The sequence below is a fragment of the Rhodoferax antarcticus ANT.BR genome (assembly GCF_001938565.1).
GTDB classification, from domain to species: Bacteria; Pseudomonadota; Gammaproteobacteria; order Burkholderiales; family Burkholderiaceae_C; genus Rhodoferax; species Rhodoferax antarcticus.
Window position 1 is genome coordinate 797,112 of the sequence record NZ_MSYM01000013.1, and the last position, 16,079, is coordinate 813,190.

The 16,079-nt window shown below is 60.5% G+C and carries 19 protein-coding genes; 14 read left to right on the plus strand and 5 right to left on the minus strand.

The window, feature by feature from the left end:
- Positions 1-17: 17 nt before the first annotated feature.
- Positions 18-1,193: an acetyl-CoA C-acyltransferase gene (locus BLL52_RS12540; protein ID WP_075586949.1), complete on the plus strand. Its 1,176-nt coding sequence runs from the start codon at positions 18-20 to the stop codon at positions 1,191-1,193.
- A gap of 14 nt (positions 1,194-1,207) precedes the next feature.
- Here BLL52_RS12540 and BLL52_RS12545 read toward each other — a convergent pair whose 3' ends face one another.
- The gene (locus BLL52_RS12545) at positions 1,208-1,582 is read right to left on the minus strand and encodes an HVO_A0114 family putative DNA-binding protein (RefSeq protein WP_075586950.1); all 375 of its coding nucleotides are present in this window, start codon (positions 1,580-1,582) and stop codon (positions 1,208-1,210) included.
- Positions 1,579-1,911 carry a DUF6516 family protein gene (locus BLL52_RS12550; RefSeq protein WP_075586951.1) on the minus strand — a complete coding sequence of 111 codons (333 nt, stop codon included), beginning with the start codon at positions 1,909-1,911 and terminating at the stop codon, positions 1,579-1,581. Before BLL52_RS12550 ends, BLL52_RS12545 begins: the two co-directional genes overlap by 4 nt.
- A gap of 302 nt (positions 1,912-2,213) precedes the next feature.
- On the opposite strand from BLL52_RS12550, the gene BLL52_RS12555 reads away from it, so the two are divergent.
- The 12 genes from BLL52_RS12555 to BLL52_RS12610 all read left to right on the plus strand — a co-directional run bounded on the left by BLL52_RS12555 (position 2,214) and on the right by BLL52_RS12610 (position 8,810).
- A complete protein-coding gene (locus BLL52_RS12555; RefSeq protein ID WP_075586952.1) occupies positions 2,214-2,951 on the plus strand; it encodes a DNA methyltransferase in 738 nt (245 codons plus the stop codon).
- Between the two features lie 161 nt (positions 2,952-3,112).
- Positions 3,113-3,334 (plus strand): hypothetical protein, encoded by a 222-nt coding sequence (locus BLL52_RS12560; RefSeq protein WP_139313380.1) that lies wholly within the window; start codon positions 3,113-3,115, stop codon positions 3,332-3,334.
- A gap of 10 nt (positions 3,335-3,344) precedes the next feature.
- Entirely contained in the window at positions 3,345-3,998 is a 654-nt protein-coding gene (locus BLL52_RS12565) for a hypothetical protein (RefSeq protein WP_075586954.1), read from the plus strand.
- A gap of 45 nt (positions 3,999-4,043) precedes the next feature.
- Complete coding sequence (locus BLL52_RS21025) at positions 4,044-4,544, plus strand: hypothetical protein (RefSeq protein WP_075586955.1); 501 nt, start codon at positions 4,044-4,046, stop codon at positions 4,542-4,544.
- Entirely contained in the window at positions 4,541-4,831 is a 291-nt protein-coding gene (locus tag BLL52_RS12575) for a nucleotidyltransferase family protein (protein WP_075586956.1), read from the plus strand. Before BLL52_RS21025 ends, BLL52_RS12575 begins: the two co-directional genes overlap by 4 nt.
- 32 nt (positions 4,832-4,863) lie before the next feature.
- Complete coding sequence (locus tag BLL52_RS12580) at positions 4,864-5,346, plus strand: HepT-like ribonuclease domain-containing protein (RefSeq protein ID WP_241839143.1); 483 nt, start codon at positions 4,864-4,866, stop codon at positions 5,344-5,346.
- A complete protein-coding gene (locus BLL52_RS12585) occupies positions 5,238-5,549 on the plus strand; it encodes a Dabb family protein (protein WP_075586958.1) in 312 nt (103 codons plus the stop codon). The genes BLL52_RS12580 and BLL52_RS12585 overlap by 109 nt, the downstream gene beginning before the upstream one ends.
- Positions 5,546-6,232 (plus strand): DUF1345 domain-containing protein, encoded by a 687-nt coding sequence (locus BLL52_RS12590; RefSeq protein WP_075586959.1) that lies wholly within the window; start codon positions 5,546-5,548, stop codon positions 6,230-6,232. Before BLL52_RS12585 ends, BLL52_RS12590 begins: the two co-directional genes overlap by 4 nt.
- A 17-nt stretch (positions 6,233-6,249) precedes the next feature.
- The gene (locus tag BLL52_RS12595) at positions 6,250-6,909 is read left to right on the plus strand and encodes an SDR family NAD(P)-dependent oxidoreductase (RefSeq protein ID WP_075586960.1); all 660 of its coding nucleotides are present in this window, start codon (positions 6,250-6,252) and stop codon (positions 6,907-6,909) included.
- Between the two features lie 5 nt (positions 6,910-6,914).
- Positions 6,915-7,367 (plus strand): PaaI family thioesterase, encoded by a 453-nt coding sequence (locus tag BLL52_RS12600; protein WP_075586961.1) that lies wholly within the window; start codon positions 6,915-6,917, stop codon positions 7,365-7,367.
- Positions 7,368-7,371: 4 nt separating this feature from the next.
- Complete coding sequence (locus tag BLL52_RS12605; protein ID WP_075586962.1) at positions 7,372-8,310, plus strand: glutathione S-transferase family protein; 939 nt, start codon at positions 7,372-7,374, stop codon at positions 8,308-8,310.
- Complete coding sequence (locus BLL52_RS12610; RefSeq protein ID WP_083633924.1) at positions 8,307-8,810, plus strand: GNAT family N-acetyltransferase; 504 nt, start codon at positions 8,307-8,309, stop codon at positions 8,808-8,810. Before BLL52_RS12605 ends, BLL52_RS12610 begins: the two co-directional genes overlap by 4 nt.
- Here BLL52_RS12610 and BLL52_RS12615 read toward each other — a convergent pair.
- The 3 genes from BLL52_RS12615 to BLL52_RS12625 form a co-directional block, all read right to left on the minus strand.
- The gene (locus BLL52_RS12615; protein ID WP_075586963.1) at positions 8,807-10,807 is read right to left on the minus strand and encodes an HDOD domain-containing protein; all 2,001 of its coding nucleotides are present in this window, start codon (positions 10,805-10,807) and stop codon (positions 8,807-8,809) included. The genes BLL52_RS12610 and BLL52_RS12615 overlap by 4 nt on opposite strands.
- Before the next feature lie 167 nt (positions 10,808-10,974).
- The gene (locus BLL52_RS12620) at positions 10,975-13,194 is read right to left on the minus strand and encodes an EAL domain-containing protein (protein ID WP_241839144.1); all 2,220 of its coding nucleotides are present in this window, start codon (positions 13,192-13,194) and stop codon (positions 10,975-10,977) included.
- Positions 13,191-15,311, minus strand: a complete 2,121-nt coding sequence (locus BLL52_RS12625; protein ID WP_241839145.1) for an HDOD domain-containing protein — start codon at positions 15,309-15,311, stop codon at positions 13,191-13,193. The genes BLL52_RS12620 and BLL52_RS12625 overlap by 4 nt, the downstream gene beginning before the upstream one ends.
- A 304-nt stretch (positions 15,312-15,615) precedes the next feature.
- Here BLL52_RS12625 and BLL52_RS12635 point away from each other — a divergent pair, with 304 nt between their 5' ends.
- Positions 15,616-16,032 carry a bacteriohemerythrin gene (locus BLL52_RS12635; protein WP_075586965.1) on the plus strand — a complete coding sequence of 139 codons (417 nt, stop codon included), beginning with the start codon at positions 15,616-15,618 and terminating at the stop codon, positions 16,030-16,032.
- Positions 16,033-16,079: the final 47 nt, after the last annotated feature.

The following is a 16,079-nucleotide window of genomic DNA, read 5'->3' on the forward strand; positions in this document are numbered from 1 at the left end:
TAATTTAGGAATTGAATATGACCCAAGCCGTGATTGTCTCCACCGCCCGCACGCCGCTCACCAAGAGTTGGAAAGGCGCTTTCAACATGACCCATGGCGCCACGCTGGGTGGCCACGCGGTGCAGCATGCCATTCACCGCGCCGGGCTGGAGGCCGCCGAGGTGGAGGACGTGATGATGGGCTGCGCCTTTCCCGAAGGCGCCACCGGCAACAACATCGCGCGCCAGATTGCGCTGCGCGCCGGTTGCCCGGTGAGCGTGCCGGGCATCACCATCAACCGCTTTTGCTCGTCGGGCCTGCAAAGCATGGTGCTGGCGGCGCAACGCATCGTCGCGGGCGAGGGCGATGTGTATGTGGCGGGCGGGCTGGAAAGCATCTCATGCGTACAGCAAGAGATGAACCTGCACATGATCACCGACGCGTGGCTCGTCAAAAACAAGCCCGAGCTGTACTGGACCATGCTGCAAACCGCCGAAACCGTGGCCACGCGCTACGGCATCTCTAGAGAGGCCATGGACGAGTACGGTGCCGCGAGCCAGCAGCGGGCTACTGATGCGCTGGCGGCTGGTCTGTTCACCGCAGAAATCGCGCCGATCACTGTCACCATGGGTGTGGCCGACAAGGCACTGGGCCTAATCACCAAAGAAGTGACCGTGAGTCAGGACGAAGGCATCCGCCCCGGCACCACTTATGAGGGCATCAAAGACCTGCGCTCAGCGCTGCCCGGCGGCCTGGTCAGCGCGGGCAATGCCAGCCAGTTCTCAGACGGCGCCGGTGCCGTGGTGGTAATGCATGAGGCCATGGCCCAGCGCCGTGGCCTGCAGCCGCTGGGGCGCTTTCTGGGATTTGCAGCGGCGGGTTGCGAGCCTGATGAGATGGGCATCGGCCCAGTGTTTGCCGTCCCCAAAGTGCTGGCCAAACTGGGCCTGAGCGTGGGCGACATCGACCTGTGGGAGCTCAACGAAGCTTTTGCGGTGCAGGTGATCTACTGCCGCGACAAGCTCGGCATCGACCCCGCGCGTCTCAACGTTAACGGCGGCGCCATCGCTGTGGGCCACCCCTACGGCATGAGCGGCCAGCGCCTGACCGGCCACGCGCTCATTGAAGGCAAACGCCGCGGCGCCAAGCGCGTGGCGGTCACCATGTGCATTGGCGGCGGCATGGGGGCGTGCGGGGTGTTTGAGGTGTTGTGAGGGGCGGGTTGCCCTCAACCCAAAGTTGCCACCATCTCAATTTTTGGCGCGATGGCCTGAACCATCTTTTGGATTCCATGCCCTGGGTTGGACTGCCGGGTCGACACGATCAGCCCCATTTTTTCCAGCAACCCGACATCTTTTGTGATGGATGAACGGTTGCGGTTCAAACGGGTGGTCAGGTCATTGATGGTCTTGGGCTCGACCATGATTTCGAGCATCAGCTGGCGACGCGATTCAGACAAAACGGTGAACATTTGCTGCGGGTCTTCAAAGGAAAGCGTGACCGAGCCCTCAAAAGCCTGCCTCTGATCGGCCCTGCGTGCAGCATGTTTGGCGCGGTTGAAAAATCCCGCCACGTCGTCTGTGCGAACGGATACTTTGCTCATGATGTTTCTCCTCGGTTCAGCTTGATTATTTCCACCCACTCCTGCTGGAATCTCTCTGAGGTGGCCTCATCACTGGTGAAGTCAACGGCTGTCACCTCGCCCATGTAGTGCCGATGGTGGTAGTCGTGGGCGTTGTCAAATCCAAGAACTCGCCCGTTGTCGCCCTGGAACATCGCATGGTTGATGTAGGCCAAGTTGTACCGTGTCACCACGGTCAGCCCCTTTTCTTGATACCCCCATACCTCGTAGCACAGCAAGCCCCCGCCTGACTTTGACTTGAGTTCGAAGCGTTCTTGCTCAAGAAGGATGTTTTTGGTTGCTTTGGCCATCGCAAAAGTTTGTCAGGTGTTCCAAATGCTAGCGCACCTGAATGTGAAATCTTATTGACCTTGTGCGGCAAACCCCGTACACCCGCTGTGAGCCCGGCGAGCCACCAGCAGCGCATCACCATGCAGCCAGCGCGTTGCGGAATAATCATCCAATCACCGTACTTACCCAAAAAATGCTCACATCCATCTTGTGCCGCAAGCCCCCGCGCACCCCATGACCCCGCAAGACTTCATCACCCAGTGGGGCGCTCCCGGCGGTGTGCCCGGCCCGTCCTACGCACTCAACGAAGAGCAACGTCGACGTGCCCACCCTGAGCATCCTGGACGTGACCGAACTGCGCAACGCCGCCAACCTGAACTGGTCTGCCATCGACGTGTCCATCTTCGGCACCCTGTTCGAGCGCGGCCTGGACCCCGCCAAACGCAGCCAGCTCGGCGCCCACTACACCGACACCGCCACCATTGACCGCATCATCGACCCGGTTCTGCGCCGCCCGTTACTACAAAAATGGGAGCTGGTAGCGCAGGCTATACAAGGGCTGCAGGCCAAAAGTACCCAAAGAAGGCGCGCAGCCTATTGCGCCGGCGGGCGCAGCTTCAAAGCTTCCCCTGGTGACGCCGCATTTCAGAAGGCTGAGCAGTTGTTTGTTGGTTGGCTTGATGAGTTGAAGAACTACCGCATCCTTGACCCGGCCTGTGGCAGTGGCAACTTTCTGTTCCTCGGGCTCAAGGCGCTGAAAGACATCGAGCATCAAAGCCACCTAGAGGCCGCCGCGCTGGGCCTGGACCGCGAGGCCGATCTGGTCACCGGCCCGCATAACGTGCTGGGCATTGAGCTGAACGAATACGCCGCCGAGCTGGCGCGGGTGAAGGTGTGGATTGGCGAGCTGCAGTGGCGCATGGCCCACGGCTACAAGTTCAAGACCAACCCGGTGCTGCAGCCGCTGACTCCATTTCAGAAGCGCCAACCGGGGAAACCCGCGTTGAACCCGGTCCGCGGGCGGCGCAGACGCCAGAGCCTCATACGCTTCGCTTTTTGAAATCGGCTCTGACATCCGCGCCACCCACGCCCCTGAGCGGCGGGGGTGCGTCGCAAGCTGTTGAGGAATCAATGGGGTCGGATCACCTTGCCAGCACAGCGACTAGCCAACCCGAGGCGCCAGCAGAAACGGGGTCGGATCCCAATTTTGCGCAGCAAAACTTGGGCTCTGACCCCATTTCTGCGGGTTCGGTCAAAAGCACACCATCTAACCAAGTCACCGAAGCGCCCTGGCCCCGCGCCAATATCGTCATTGGCAACCCGCCATTTTTGGGCGGTAGCAAAAAACGTCGTGAATTGGGCGACGCTTACTTTGACGCGCTAAATACCGTGTTTTCAGGCCGCGTCCCTGGCGGTGCGGACTCGGGTTTGCTATTGGTTTGATAAGGCACGTTTGGCGATTGAGAGCGGCGGGCTGGAAGCGCCGGGGCTGGTTGCTAAGCAAGCCATTCGCGCCGGCGCCAATCGTGAGGTGCTGACAGCGCTCTGCGCCACCACACACATCTTTAACGCTTGGGCTGACGAGCAATGGATTAACGACGGTGCTGCCGAGCGGGTGTCACTGGTGTGTTTTGGCACGGGCGGACTCGCCATCCAGCTCAACGGTCAACCAGTTCCTCACATCAACGCCGACCTGACGGGTGTGTTGGGACTGGATATGACACAGGCGAAAGCGTTGCCTGAGAACGCTGGTGGCAGCTTTGAAGGCACCAAAAAATACGGCGACTTTGATGTTCCCGGACTCTTGGCTCGGCAATGGCTGGCACTACCCAACCCCCCATGGCAAGTTCAATGCTCTGGTGGTCAAACCTTCCCGTTCCCGCTAGGCTTAACGCCGTTGGTCACCGCGCACCAGCAAACTGAAACCCTACCCAACGGCGCCATCATCCCGCTGCTGACCGACTTTCATATAGAAAATGTGCCTCAAGCCCTTACAGATAAAGCGCAAGTAGCTACAAAAACAAAAGCAAAAACCGCCGCGTGTACCAGTGCAGCCGAGGTGGGGGTGGCTCGGATGTCGGGGGCGCCATCGAACGGCGAAGCGTAGGAGCCCCCGGCGTCCGAGCCACCCCTGCCGGGCGAGCCACCCACAATGCAAGCAAGCGAGTCACCCAGCAGCACTTCAACACAAAATCAGCCTGCAGCCCTTGTCAATCAAGCGCCTGAAGCTATTAAAAAAGCAGCACTAAGCACCACAAGACGCCACGCCGAGTGCATCGCCACCGCCGCCAAACGCCTCAGCGACCTACGCGAAGCTTGGCTCAATCCGCCCGAGTGGACGCACCGCGTGCCGGAAGTTGTGCCACTCGGCATGACCACATCGCCTTACCCCGACCGCATCGAACCGCGCCCCGGCATCCGCGAGGCTGATTTCAAGGCGCTGCAAAAACGCACCCTCACCAACCTCTACAACCTGCGGCCAGCCTGGCTCACTATGGCGCATCAGCAGCTTGATCTGGCTGTAGCCAACGCTTACGGCTGGGCCGACTACAGCCCCGCCATGCCGGACGACGAGGTTCTCAAGCGCCTGCTGGCGATGAACCTGGCGCATTCAGTTACCATTTCTGGCCAACTGGAGCCTCAAAAACCATGAAACCATCGGTCTCACTGGACCTGCAACCTCACGCCGTTGGCGCCGCAGCCAAGCGTTACCAAACCACCAACGCGCGTGTGTTTGGCTCGGTGCTGCGCGGTGATGATGCTCAAGGCAGTGATCTGGATTTGCTGGTTGACCCGCTGCCCGGTGCCACACTGTTTGATCTGGGTGGTCTGCAGTTTGAGCTGAAAACCTTGCTGGGTGTGCCGGTGGATGTTTTGACGCCGGGCGATTTGCCTCTCAAGTTCCGGGCACAGGCGTTGTCCGAGGCGCGCCCGGTATGAATTCAAGTCGCATTGCTGACTATTTGGAGCACATGCTGGAGGCTGCTTTACTGGCGTGCAGTTACGTGGAAGGTTTGGCCAGAGAGGATTTTGAGCAAGACAAGCGAACCCAGCAGGCGGTCAATTTGAATCTGATCATCCTTGCAGAGGAAGCGACCAAGGTGCTCAAAGACAATGAGGCTTTCGCCAATTCGCACCCTCAAATTCCCTGGCGCAGTATGAAAGGCGAGCGCACCCAAATGGCTCACGGTTATTACGAAATCAATCTTGACACGGTTTGGCAGACGGTTCAAACGGCGCTGCCCGGTTTGATCGAGATCTACCAGCGGTGCGCCAAACGCTTTGCTGAGCGATTTGTTTTTAGGCCGCTGTTGGCCACAGAAATTTTTATCGGAGACTCCCCAAAATGCTCACACACATCGTTATGTGGAAACTCAAAGACCACGCCGAAGGCGCGGACAAGGCCACCAATCTGGCCCGCGCCAAAGCGCTGCTCGAATCCTGCGCGGGTCTGACCGCAGGTATTCACCGGTTTGAGGTGGCCACGGCCCAGTTGGGCCATGAATGCACTTATGACCTGGTGCTGAATTCAGTGTTTGAAGACGCCGAGGCGCTGAACGCCTACCAGAGCCACCCGGAACATGCGGCGATCAAGCCCTTTCTCGGTGCCATCCGCACCGAGCGCCAGTGCATGGATTACACCCATCCCGCGCCATGAGTGATGCGTCAAACGTGCCGCCGACCACGGTGCCTTATGTGTTGCGGGTGGTGTTGTCACGCCCGGCGTTTTGGGGCTGTTTGCTGCTGGGCATGGTGGTGGGCTGGATCGTGCCAGCGCAGCAGACGCAGCCTTGGCTGCCCAAGCTGATCATTGGCTGGAACGTGGGGGCAGGTATGTATCTGCTGTTTTGCGCCTGGCAGATTTTTGGCAAACCGCGCTTCAGTGCGCGGGTACTGGCGGTGCTGCAGCAAGATGGCTGGCAGTTGGCGCTGGCGCTGGCGTTGGCGCTGGTGCTGATGAGCCTGGGCGCCATCGTGGCCCAGATGTCGCAGGCGCGGGCGTATTTTGGGCCGGAACGCACCGGGCACCTGGTGCTGGCAGGCCTGACTTGGTTGACCGCCTGGGCTTTTTCCCACACGGTGTTTGCGCTGCAATATGCGCAGAGCTATTTTTTTGCGCAAGTGCACGGCAGGCCAGCGGTGCTGCGGTTTGCCGACGGCCGCACCCCCAAATACCCAGACTTTCTGGATGTGTCGGTGGGTATGGGTGTGCTAGGGCGGTCCGCCGCAGCCACCTTGGTCAGCCCGGCCATGCACCGCCTGGGCATGGCGCAGCGGGCGCTGGCGGTGCTGTTTAACCTGACGCTGCTGGTGCTGGTGATCAATGCGGTCGCTTGGTAATGCGTGAGACTTCTGATATGCCCCGCACTATTCACCAATTGTTCGACCTGACCGGCAAAACCGCGCTGATTGCCGGTGGCTCACGCGGCGTGGGGTTGCAGATGGCGTATGCGCTTGGCGAGGCGGGCGCCCGCCTGATGCTCTTTGCGCGCCAGGAAGACGCGCTGGAAGCTGCGTGCGCTGGCCTGCAAGCCGCCGGGCTTGATGCGCGCTGGGTGGCGGCAGATGGCACGCTAGAGGCTGACTTGCAAAAGCTGGTGTCTGAGACGCTGCAGCGCATGGGTGAGATTGACATTTTGGTGAACAACGCCGGTGTCACCTGCGCTGCACCCGTGCAGGATCAGCCTGTAGAAGTGGGCGACAAGCTCAGCACCCCGAACCTGCACAGCATGGCTTTGCTCAGCCAACTGGTGGGCACGCACAGCATGATCGGGCGCGGCGGGTACATCATCAACCTGGCCTGCAACACCTCTCAGGACGACGTGATTACCTTCACCCGCACGCTGGCCGGTGAGTGGGGTAAGCACCATATTCAGGTCAACGCCATTCTGGCCAACGGGGGCGATGGCGAAGCCCTGAAGGGCGTGACCGTGCTGCTGGCCTCGGATGCGGGCAAACGCATCACCGGCCAGTGCCTGGTGGTCGATGGCGGCGCCAGCGTGGGTTTGCCCGGCTAAGCCTCATGGACGCCACAACCATCACCCTGCCCAGCACCAGCTTTGGTGTTGAGATTCCGTTTGTCACCCACCTGGGCTTTGTGCTTACCGTGTTTGCCGATGGCCAGTCCGAGATTTTTTACGCGCCTAAAGCCGAGCACCTCAACTCCTTCAGCGTTACCCACGGCGGCGCGGTGATGACGCTGCTGGACGTCACCATGGCCATGGCCGCACGCGCCTCACCGGGGCGCACTGGCGCGGTCACCATCGAGATGAAAACCAGTTTCATGCGCCCCGCGCACGGCGCTTTGACGGCGCGCGGCACGCTCAAGCACCACACCGCCACGCTGGCGTTTACCGAGGCCACCGTGTTTGACGAGCATGGCAGGGCCTGCGCGCACGCTACCGGCACCTTCAAATACCTCCAGCGCCTGCCCATCGGGGCCAAAACTCTGCACGCGCTCAAACAACCAGGGTGACACCATGCTGATCCTGCACCATTACCCGATGTCGGCGTTCTCGGAAAAAATCCGAGCGGTGCTGGGCTTCAAGCAACTGGCCTGGCGCTCGGTGATCATCCCCAGCAGCATGCCCAAGCCAGAGTTGCAGGCGCTCACTGGCGGCTACCGCAACGCGCCTGTGCTGCAGATCGGGGCCGACATTTACTGTGACAGCGCGCTGATCTGCGATGTGCTGGAGCACCGCGCGCCGAACCACAGCCTGTACCCGGCGCAGGTAAATCTGGCGCTGGCCAGCGTTGTGGCGCAGTGGGCCGACAGCACGTTGTTTTGGGCAGCCATGGGGCACAACCTGCAAAAGCCCGGCATGCATGACTTGTTTGCGGAGCTGCCCGAGCAAGTGGGCAAAGACTTTGCCGCGGACCGTTGCGCCATGGCTACTGGCCTTTCGCGCCCGCGACCGTTGGACGCCTCGGCGGCTTACCGCGCCTATCTGCAGCGCTTGGCGTCTATGCTGGACGGGCAGCCTTACTTACTCGGACAAGTTCCTTGCGTGGCTGACTTTGCTGCGTACCACCCGCTGTGGTTTACCCGCACGCAGGTGCCAGGCATGGCTGCTGTTTTGCAGACGGTGCCTACTGTGTTGGTCTGGATGGAGCGCATGGCAGCCTTCGGGCACGGCGAGACGAGTCGCCTGAGTGCTTCTGATGCGATAGCTGTCAGCGCAGATGCGGTAAGGGCTACAGACCAAAAAGATGCTGAATTTCAGGATGATCACGGCATCCCGCTAGGCAGCTTGGTCAGCATTGCCGCCACGAGCTTTGGCAGCGAGCCCACTATGGGTGTGCTGCTGCAGGCCACCCGCAACCACTACACCTTGCGCCGCGAAGACGCACGCGCTGGCGTGGTGCGGGTGCATTTTCCGCGCCTTGGTTATGCGCTCAGACGGGAGGTTTCACCATGACTTTTAAACTCTGGTCAATTGGCACGGGTCGCGCCACCCACGAGGCAGCGTCTGCGCCGGTTTGGCGTTTGATGGCGTTTGAAGACTTGCGCGTCTCCCAACTGTACGAGGCACTGCGCCTGCGCAGCGAGGTGTTTGTGGTGGAGCAGCAGTGCATTTTTCAGGACATGGATGGCGCTGACCCCAAAGCCATGCACCTGTTCGGCGTGCAGGACAGTGAGCTGCAGGCCTACGCACGCTGTTTTGAGGCGGGTGTGAAGTTTCCCGAGGCGAGCTTCGGGCGGGTGCTTATCCGTTTGAGCGCGCGCGGCAAGGGCCTAGGCCATGTGCTGATTGAGCAGGCCATTTCAGCCATCAGCCAGGTCTGGGGCCCACAGGCTATCCGCATTGGTGCGCAGATGCAGCTGGTGGACTTCTATGCCAAACATGGTTTTGTCGATGCCGGCACGCATTATCTGGAAGATGGCATTGCCCACCTGGAGATGCTGCGCCCGGTTTAAACCGGGGCGGTTCTGGCGCAGGGCAGCAGGATGTCAAAGCGGGTGCCAGCGGCGCTGGCGGTGAATTTAAGGCGCCCGCTCATCTTCTCTGTCAGAACATTTACCACGCTCAAGCCAAAGCCCTGCCTGTCGCTATCGCTCATGCCCGTGTGATGCACGGGCTCATACAACTGCGCCTGAATGGCTTCTTTCAGGCTGGCGCCGCTGTTGGAGACGGTGAGCGCGGCGTAAACGCTGCCCTCGCGCTGCACCAAAACGCCGCCATTCACCACGATCTGCCCACCGTCGGGCATGGATTTGCAGGCGTTATTAATCAGGATCAGCAGGATCTGTTTGATCTTGTTGGCCGAGCCCTGCACCCAGGAGTCGCGGGTCGGCAGCTCGGTGTTGATCTCGATATTGCCAGGGACGAGCTGGCGGTGCTGCAGCAGTTGCACCGTGTCGCGCACCGCCCGGCTCAGGTCCACTGACGCCATCGGCACGCCCTGGTCGTCTTTGGACAACGCCTCGACCAGCAGGTTGATGGCTTGTGACACGCGTTTGAGCTCCAGTTGCTGCGCTTGCTTGGCTGACAGGGTTTGGGTCGATTGAGTTTTGTCGGCCAGGCGCCTGCGTGACAGCGCCAGCCCGGCATACACCCCAAACGACTGCAGGGTGGGCAACTGAATTTTGAGGTGGGGGCTCAGCGCTGGTGGCACGGCAGCGGCCAGCACACCCAGGCAGTGCTGGGCGGTCAACAGGGGCAGCAATACCACTTCGTTGGCGTCCATCACCGCCAGCAGCGGGCTTTGCGTGGCGCCACGGCGGGCAAACACCACCTTGCGCTGGCCCATACATTGGGCAATGAATGGGTCGACCGACACATCAAAGGACAGGGGCGTGGCCGCCAAGTGCCGCTCGTTCATGGACACTGGCACCAGCGTCTTCTGGTCGTCGCGCGCCAGCATGACGATGGCGTCTTCCAGTTGCAGCAGCGCACTGGCGTGCTGGCGCAGCGAGGTCAGCGCGGCATTGGTGCTGGTAAGGTTGATCAGCGTCATCGCCATTTCGTTAAGAACACTGCGGTCTAACACGTCGCGGGCCAGTTCGGCTTGACCGGTGTCCAGCGGTTGTGGCCGGGTCAAGGGCCGACCCAGCGCGGCTGGTGTGCTGACGCCGGAGATGTCGACGCCGAGATCGCGGGCGATCTGCGTCACCTGCAGCGCCGCCTGCTGCACCAGGGCAAAGATGGTATCTGAGCTCAGGCCGTGCTCAGTCGCCCAGGGGGGGGCTTGCAGGCGCGCGTCTGTGGGCAGGTCAGCTAGGCGGTGCGCCAGGTGAACCGTGCGCGCCAGCCGCGCAACACTGGGCAGGCTGGCGGTGTCAGCGTGGTGCAGCAGCACGCTTTGCGCCATGGGGCTGCTCAAATGCCAGTGCTCCAGCAGCCAGGCGCCAACCTCAGCGTGCGATATACCCAGAGTGCTTTGTTCTTGCGCGCACCGGCTGGCGTCATCCGGCAGGCCAAACAGCTCGGTGTAGCGCTCGGGCGCCGCCGCCAGCAGGGCCAGCCGGCCGACATCGTGCAGCAAACCGGTCAGGTAGGCTTCTTCGGCGCCGATGTCGCCTTGGCGCTCAGCCAGGGTGCGGGCCAGCACCGCCACGCTCAGGCTGTGTTTCCAGAAACTGCGCAGGTCAACCGCGCCAACTTGGCGGAAGGTGTTGACGGTCTGAAACACCGACTCGCTGATCACCAGCACCTTGATCAGCGCCATACCGAGGGTGCTGGTGGCTTGCAGCAGGGTGAGGGTTTGGCCGTTGGCACGGTGGTAGGCGGCGCTGTGCGCTACCGACAGCACTTTGGCGGCCAGACCGGTATCGCTGGCAATCAGCTCGGCCAACTCTGACATGTGCGCGTCGTCAGACTGGCACAGCAGCATGAGGCGCATCAGCGTCTGTGGCGGGCTAGGTAGCCGCGCAACCAGCAGCCGCTGGCGAATGTCTTCAGGCGGTAAGTTCACAAAAAACCCCTCGGTTGACGCTGCGAGCTGCCCAAGAGCCTGGTTTTTGAAACCAGATCACCGCTCAAATGGGTTTAGCGCACCTGTTTATTGTCGGCTCAGGCTGGCACGTCCCTAAGCGCAAAACTGACAAAGATGGTAAGCGATTGTTAATGGCTGCTGGCCCGCTATTGAGGCCGTGCGCGCTCGTTCAATGACGCTGTTTGGCTGCCAAGCAGGCTCATCAGCGCACTTTGCTGCATGGGGCGGTGGTAGTAGTAGCCCTGGAAGGTCTGGCAGCCGGCTTGCTCCAGGTAGCGTTTTTGCACTTCGGTCTCTACGCCTTCGGCCACCAATTTCAGGCCCAGCCCCTTGGCAATCGAGATGATCGCCAGCACCACCGGAAACTGCTGGCTGTCGTCTTCAATCGGCATGACGAACGAACGGTCGATTTTGAGCACATGGATCGGGAAGCGGTGCAGGTAGGCCAGCGATGAATAGCCGGTGCCAAAGTCGTCAATGGCCACCCGCACGCCCAGCTGGCAGAGCTTGTGCAACTGCTCAATGGCCGCCTGCGGGTTGCGGATGCAGATGTTTTCGGTGACTTCCACCTCCAGCTGCGAGGGTGCAATCTGGTAACGCTCCAGCGTGCTTTTGAGTTTGTCGTAAAAATCACCACGGTCCAGATAGTGCGGCGAGATGTTGATGCTTAGGTAAGGGCGCTCATCACCCAGCGTGTTCCAGGCCAGCAGGTCGTGGCAGACGGCTTCCAGCATCCAGTCGCTCATGGCAATGATCAGGCCGCTTTCTTCGGCAAACGGCAAGAAGGCACCGGCTCCCAAAAAGCCGCGCTGCGGGTGGTTCCAGCGCATCAGCGCCTCGGCACCCATGACCCGGCCAGTTTTCACATCCACCTGCGGCTGGTAATACATTTCCAGCTCGCCCAAGGACAGCGCCAGGCGCAAGCCACTTTCCACAGAAATTTGTTCAAAACTCTGATTGAGCATGGACAACTCAAAAAATTTGTAGCCGTTGCGGCCCTGGGACTTTTTGGCGTGCATGGCCAGGTCGGCGTTGCGGATCAGGTCGTCCACACTTTCACCGTCTTTGGGGTAAACCGCCACACCAATGCTGGCGGTGATGTGAATGATCTGGCCACCGAGTTCAAACGGCGCACGCAAGGCGTCCAGAAACGCTTGTGCCACCCGGGTAGGGTCTTGAACCGTGTCGAGTTCGGGTAACACCACATTGAATTCGTCCGCGCCAAAGCGCGACAGGGTGTCGCTGTGGCGCAGGCAGCTTTTCAGGCGCGCGGAGGCTTGCTGTAGAAGCACGTCGCCCAGCTGGTGGCCAAGCGAGTCGTTGATAACCTTGAAACGGTCCAGGTCAACAAACATCACCGCTAGGCCGCCCTTTTTGCGCTTGGCTTGCAGTAGGGCCAGACTCAGCCGGTCCTTGAACAGCACCCGGTTGGGCAGGTCGGTCAGCACGTCGTAATAAGCCTGGTAGGCAATCAGTTCGTCAGCGCGTTTGCGTTCGGTGATATCACGCGCCACGCCGTAAATGCCCAGGTGCTCCTGGCTTTGCGCAAAGCCCTCGGCGGGCATGATCTGGGTGGCCAGCGGCACACTCATCAGCTCCACACTGAAGACCCGGCCCTGGTCACCGACATGGTTGGATTTCAGCCGTAGCTCCAGGTTGCGCGACCAGCGCTGGTGCTGTTGCCCGTCGCTGAAGACATAGTTGGCGCGTTCCAGGTCACGGCTGTGCACCAGTTCGGCGTAATGTCTGCCAATCAGCTCTTCGGCCCTGAAGCCCAGCAAAGCCTGAATGCGGTGGTTGACGAAAGTGACTGTACCCAAGTGGTCAAGAGTGAAGATGATGTCAGGTGAGCTATCTACCAGGTAGCGATAAATGCGCTCCGAGCTTTCCAGTTGGTCGGCAATGAGCTTGTTTTCAGCAGTCAGGCGGCGCTGTTGCAGGGCATTCTGAACCGCCTTGAGAAGTTCTTCACGGGGGTAGGGCTTGCGTAGGTAATCGTAGGCACCGCGCCGCAGGGCGCCGATGGCAGCCTCAATGCCGCTGTCGCCACTGGTGATGATCACGTTGGCATCGATCTGGTGCACGTTCATGTAGTCCATGACGTCGTGGCCGGTGACCTCTGGCATGCGCAGGTCCAGGATGACCAGGTCAAATGGCCCGCTGCTTAGGCGGCTGATGGCCTCGGTGCCGTTTTTCGCGGTGGTCAGCGTGAAGCCCCGGTTTTTGAGCAACTCGCACAGGCTCTCCAGCAGGCGGGGCTCGTCGTCCACCAGCAGCAGCCGGGGTGTTTGGTGTGGGATGTGGGGGGCTTGCGGGCCGCGTGTGCCTAGTGCGAAATCCAACTGCATAGCGTTGTTGTTGCTCATGAGACCAGAGTTTTGGTGTTCCGCCTTGGCAGCAGAATATCAAAACTGGTGCCCAAAGCAGAACTTTGACAGGTGATGGAGCCCTGCAACTTCTGTACCAGACCGTGCACGATGTTCAGACCCAAGCCGCGGTTGTCTCCTCGCTTGTTGCTTTGCACCGGCTGGAAAAGTCTGGCCACCACTGTGTCAGGCAGGCCAGGGCCACAGTCCTGGATGCGCAGAGCAAAATAGGGCACGCCAGCGCGTTGGACAACGCCATTGTTGATGACCTCAATGCGCCCACCCTCAGGCATGGCCTCGACAGCGTTCTTGATGAGGTTCACAAAAATCTGCTTCACCGCGCCGGTGCTAGCGAAGATGTCGCTGGACTGCTGCGGCAACACCGCCGATATCTGCACCGACGCTGGCAGAAACTTGCTTTCCCGAAACAGCCGGACGATGTCGCTGATGACCTTGTTAACGTCGATCATCTCCTCGGTGGCAGTTGGCGTCACCCGGGCAAATTCCTTGATGATGCCGCCAACACGGTCGATTTCCTCGTTCAGGATGGACAACTCGTAGCCCAAGGGCTCTTGCCGGGCCAGCTTGTCATCGAGCACGCCCAGGTAGTTTTTGATGATCGACAGCGGGTTGTTGGCCTCATGCACGATCTTGCGGGCGTTTTTAAGGTGATCTTCCTGCACGCTGGCAATGCGCCGGTCGATCTCGCTGCGGTTCTGGCTGGCTTCGGCCAGCGCCCGTGCGGCCTGGTTGCCAAACGCCTGCAGAAATTTTTCCTGGCCTTGCAGTTCTTCCTTGCGCCAGCCCTCCAGCCCGGCGACCAGCAGCCCCAGGCAACGCTTGCCCACCAGCAGCGGCAAACACAGCAGGCAAGCGGCATTGAAGGCGCGCAGGAGTTGCTCTTCGGGCATCGTCAGGCTGCTGGCACGCTCCAAAAAGGCCAGTTTGTTAGACAGCACCGCATCTGCCAGGCCACCTCTGTCCAGGGTGATGGAGAACCCGGCCAGACGTTGGCGCTGTTCGCCCACGGCAGATCCAACCAGGGTGCGGCCGGTGCTGTTGAGCAGAAACACCGCCGTGTCGTCCAGGTTAAACAGCATGCGGGCGTTTTGCCGGACGCTTTCCAGCAACGGGCCCTCGCCCTTCAGCCGGGCAAAGACCTGGGCGAGTTCGGCGGTCAGGGCACGGTTGCGTATTTCATCTGTCAGGCGCTGCTGCACCGGGTTGATGGGTGCTGCTTCGGCGGGGGGCTGCGGCGCGGCCACGGTTTCGGGCAAGCCCGAGAGATCAATGCCCAAGTGTTCGGCGGCCTGCATCACCTGCGCTTCGCAGCCCTGGTAGATCTCCAGCAGTTCAGCGTCGCTGATCTTGCAGATGGCACCTGCGTCTGCGGGTAGCGGTGTGCCCGGCGGGTGGTCACTGAGAAGGTGCGCCAGATGCACCAGTCGAATAAGTGGGTGGGCGGCGCTGACGCGCGCCGGGTCTTCGTGGTGGTAGAGCACCGCGTCGGCCAGAAAAGAGTCCATTTCCCAGCGTTCGATCAGCCAGGCACCGGCCTCAGCGTGCGAAATATGCAGGCTCTTTTGTTCGGTGTCGCACAAATGGTCGTGGTCGGTGGTGAAAAAATTCAGGCGGTAAATGTCGGGGGCGGCTGCCAGCAAGGCCAGCCGACCCACATCGTGCAACAAGCCGGCCAGGTAGGCTTCTTCAACTTGCGGGTACTGCGTGGCTTTGGCCAGACCTTGCGCCAACACCGCAGCGGTGAGCGAATGCTTCCAGAAAGCGCGCAGATCAGAGCCGCCGGTATGGGGAAAGCCGTTGAAGGTTTGAAACACCGATTCGCTGATCAGCAGTGACTTCACCAGATCGGAGCCCAGCACCGACAGTGCCTGCGCGAGGTTAACTTTTCGACTACCGCGCTGGTAGGCAGCGCTGTTGGCCACGCGCATGACCCGGCTGGTCATGCCAGCGTCGTTGGCAATCAGCTGGGCCAGTTCAGCCACCCCGGCTTCATCAGACTGGCAAAGCTCAATCAGCTTGATCAGAATCTGCGGCATGGCCGGCAGGCGCGCCAGCAGCAAGCGGTTTCGGATGTCATCAGGCTGAAGAGGATTCACAGACAACTCTTATGGATAAGGCGCCCTTTTGAGGCCCCCGGTTTAGTTCTTGCACGCAACGATCAGGCCAATATACCAGCCTTTTGTGACTTATTGCACGCCCGGCGAGTCGCCAAATTGACTTGCATCAAGGCTGAAGCCAGCGTTGAGGCGGCATGAATTGCTATCAAAATATGATCAGTCTGTTTCTTGCGGCAAAAACACACAGCTTGGCTCCAAAAGACGGTATCGGTGCTGGCGCTGTCCACGTTGCGCATGAACTACGCAGGCAGTTCCACATCAGCATCAAGACGGGGGCCAACACATGCCGATTCAGTGGCGTGAACAATTCAACGTCGGTACCGATTTGATTGATTCGGATCACCAGTACCTGCTGGAGATCATCAACAAGGCCGAACGCAGCCTGTTGACCGATAACTTTCATCAACTCACGGCGTTGCTTGATGAACTGGCCCGCTACGGCAAGATGCACTTTGAGCGCGAGGAAATCATTGCGCGCGCGCCAGGCTACCCAATAGCCGGACAACTGCGCGTATCGCACGGCCAACCCGTGGCCAAACTGGCGGAGTTTTGCCATGGGCTTGACACCGTCTGGACCCAGGACAGCATCGCGGCTTTCACCAGCTTTCTGCGCGATTGGCTGCTCAACCATGTCATCAAGGAAGACATGCTGATGAAGCCCTGGCTGACCAAGCACTCGCTGCGATTCGACCCGCGCTGACCGGTTTGGGTCGACAGGGGCCGGAGCATCGGCCTGCGGGCGCCTTG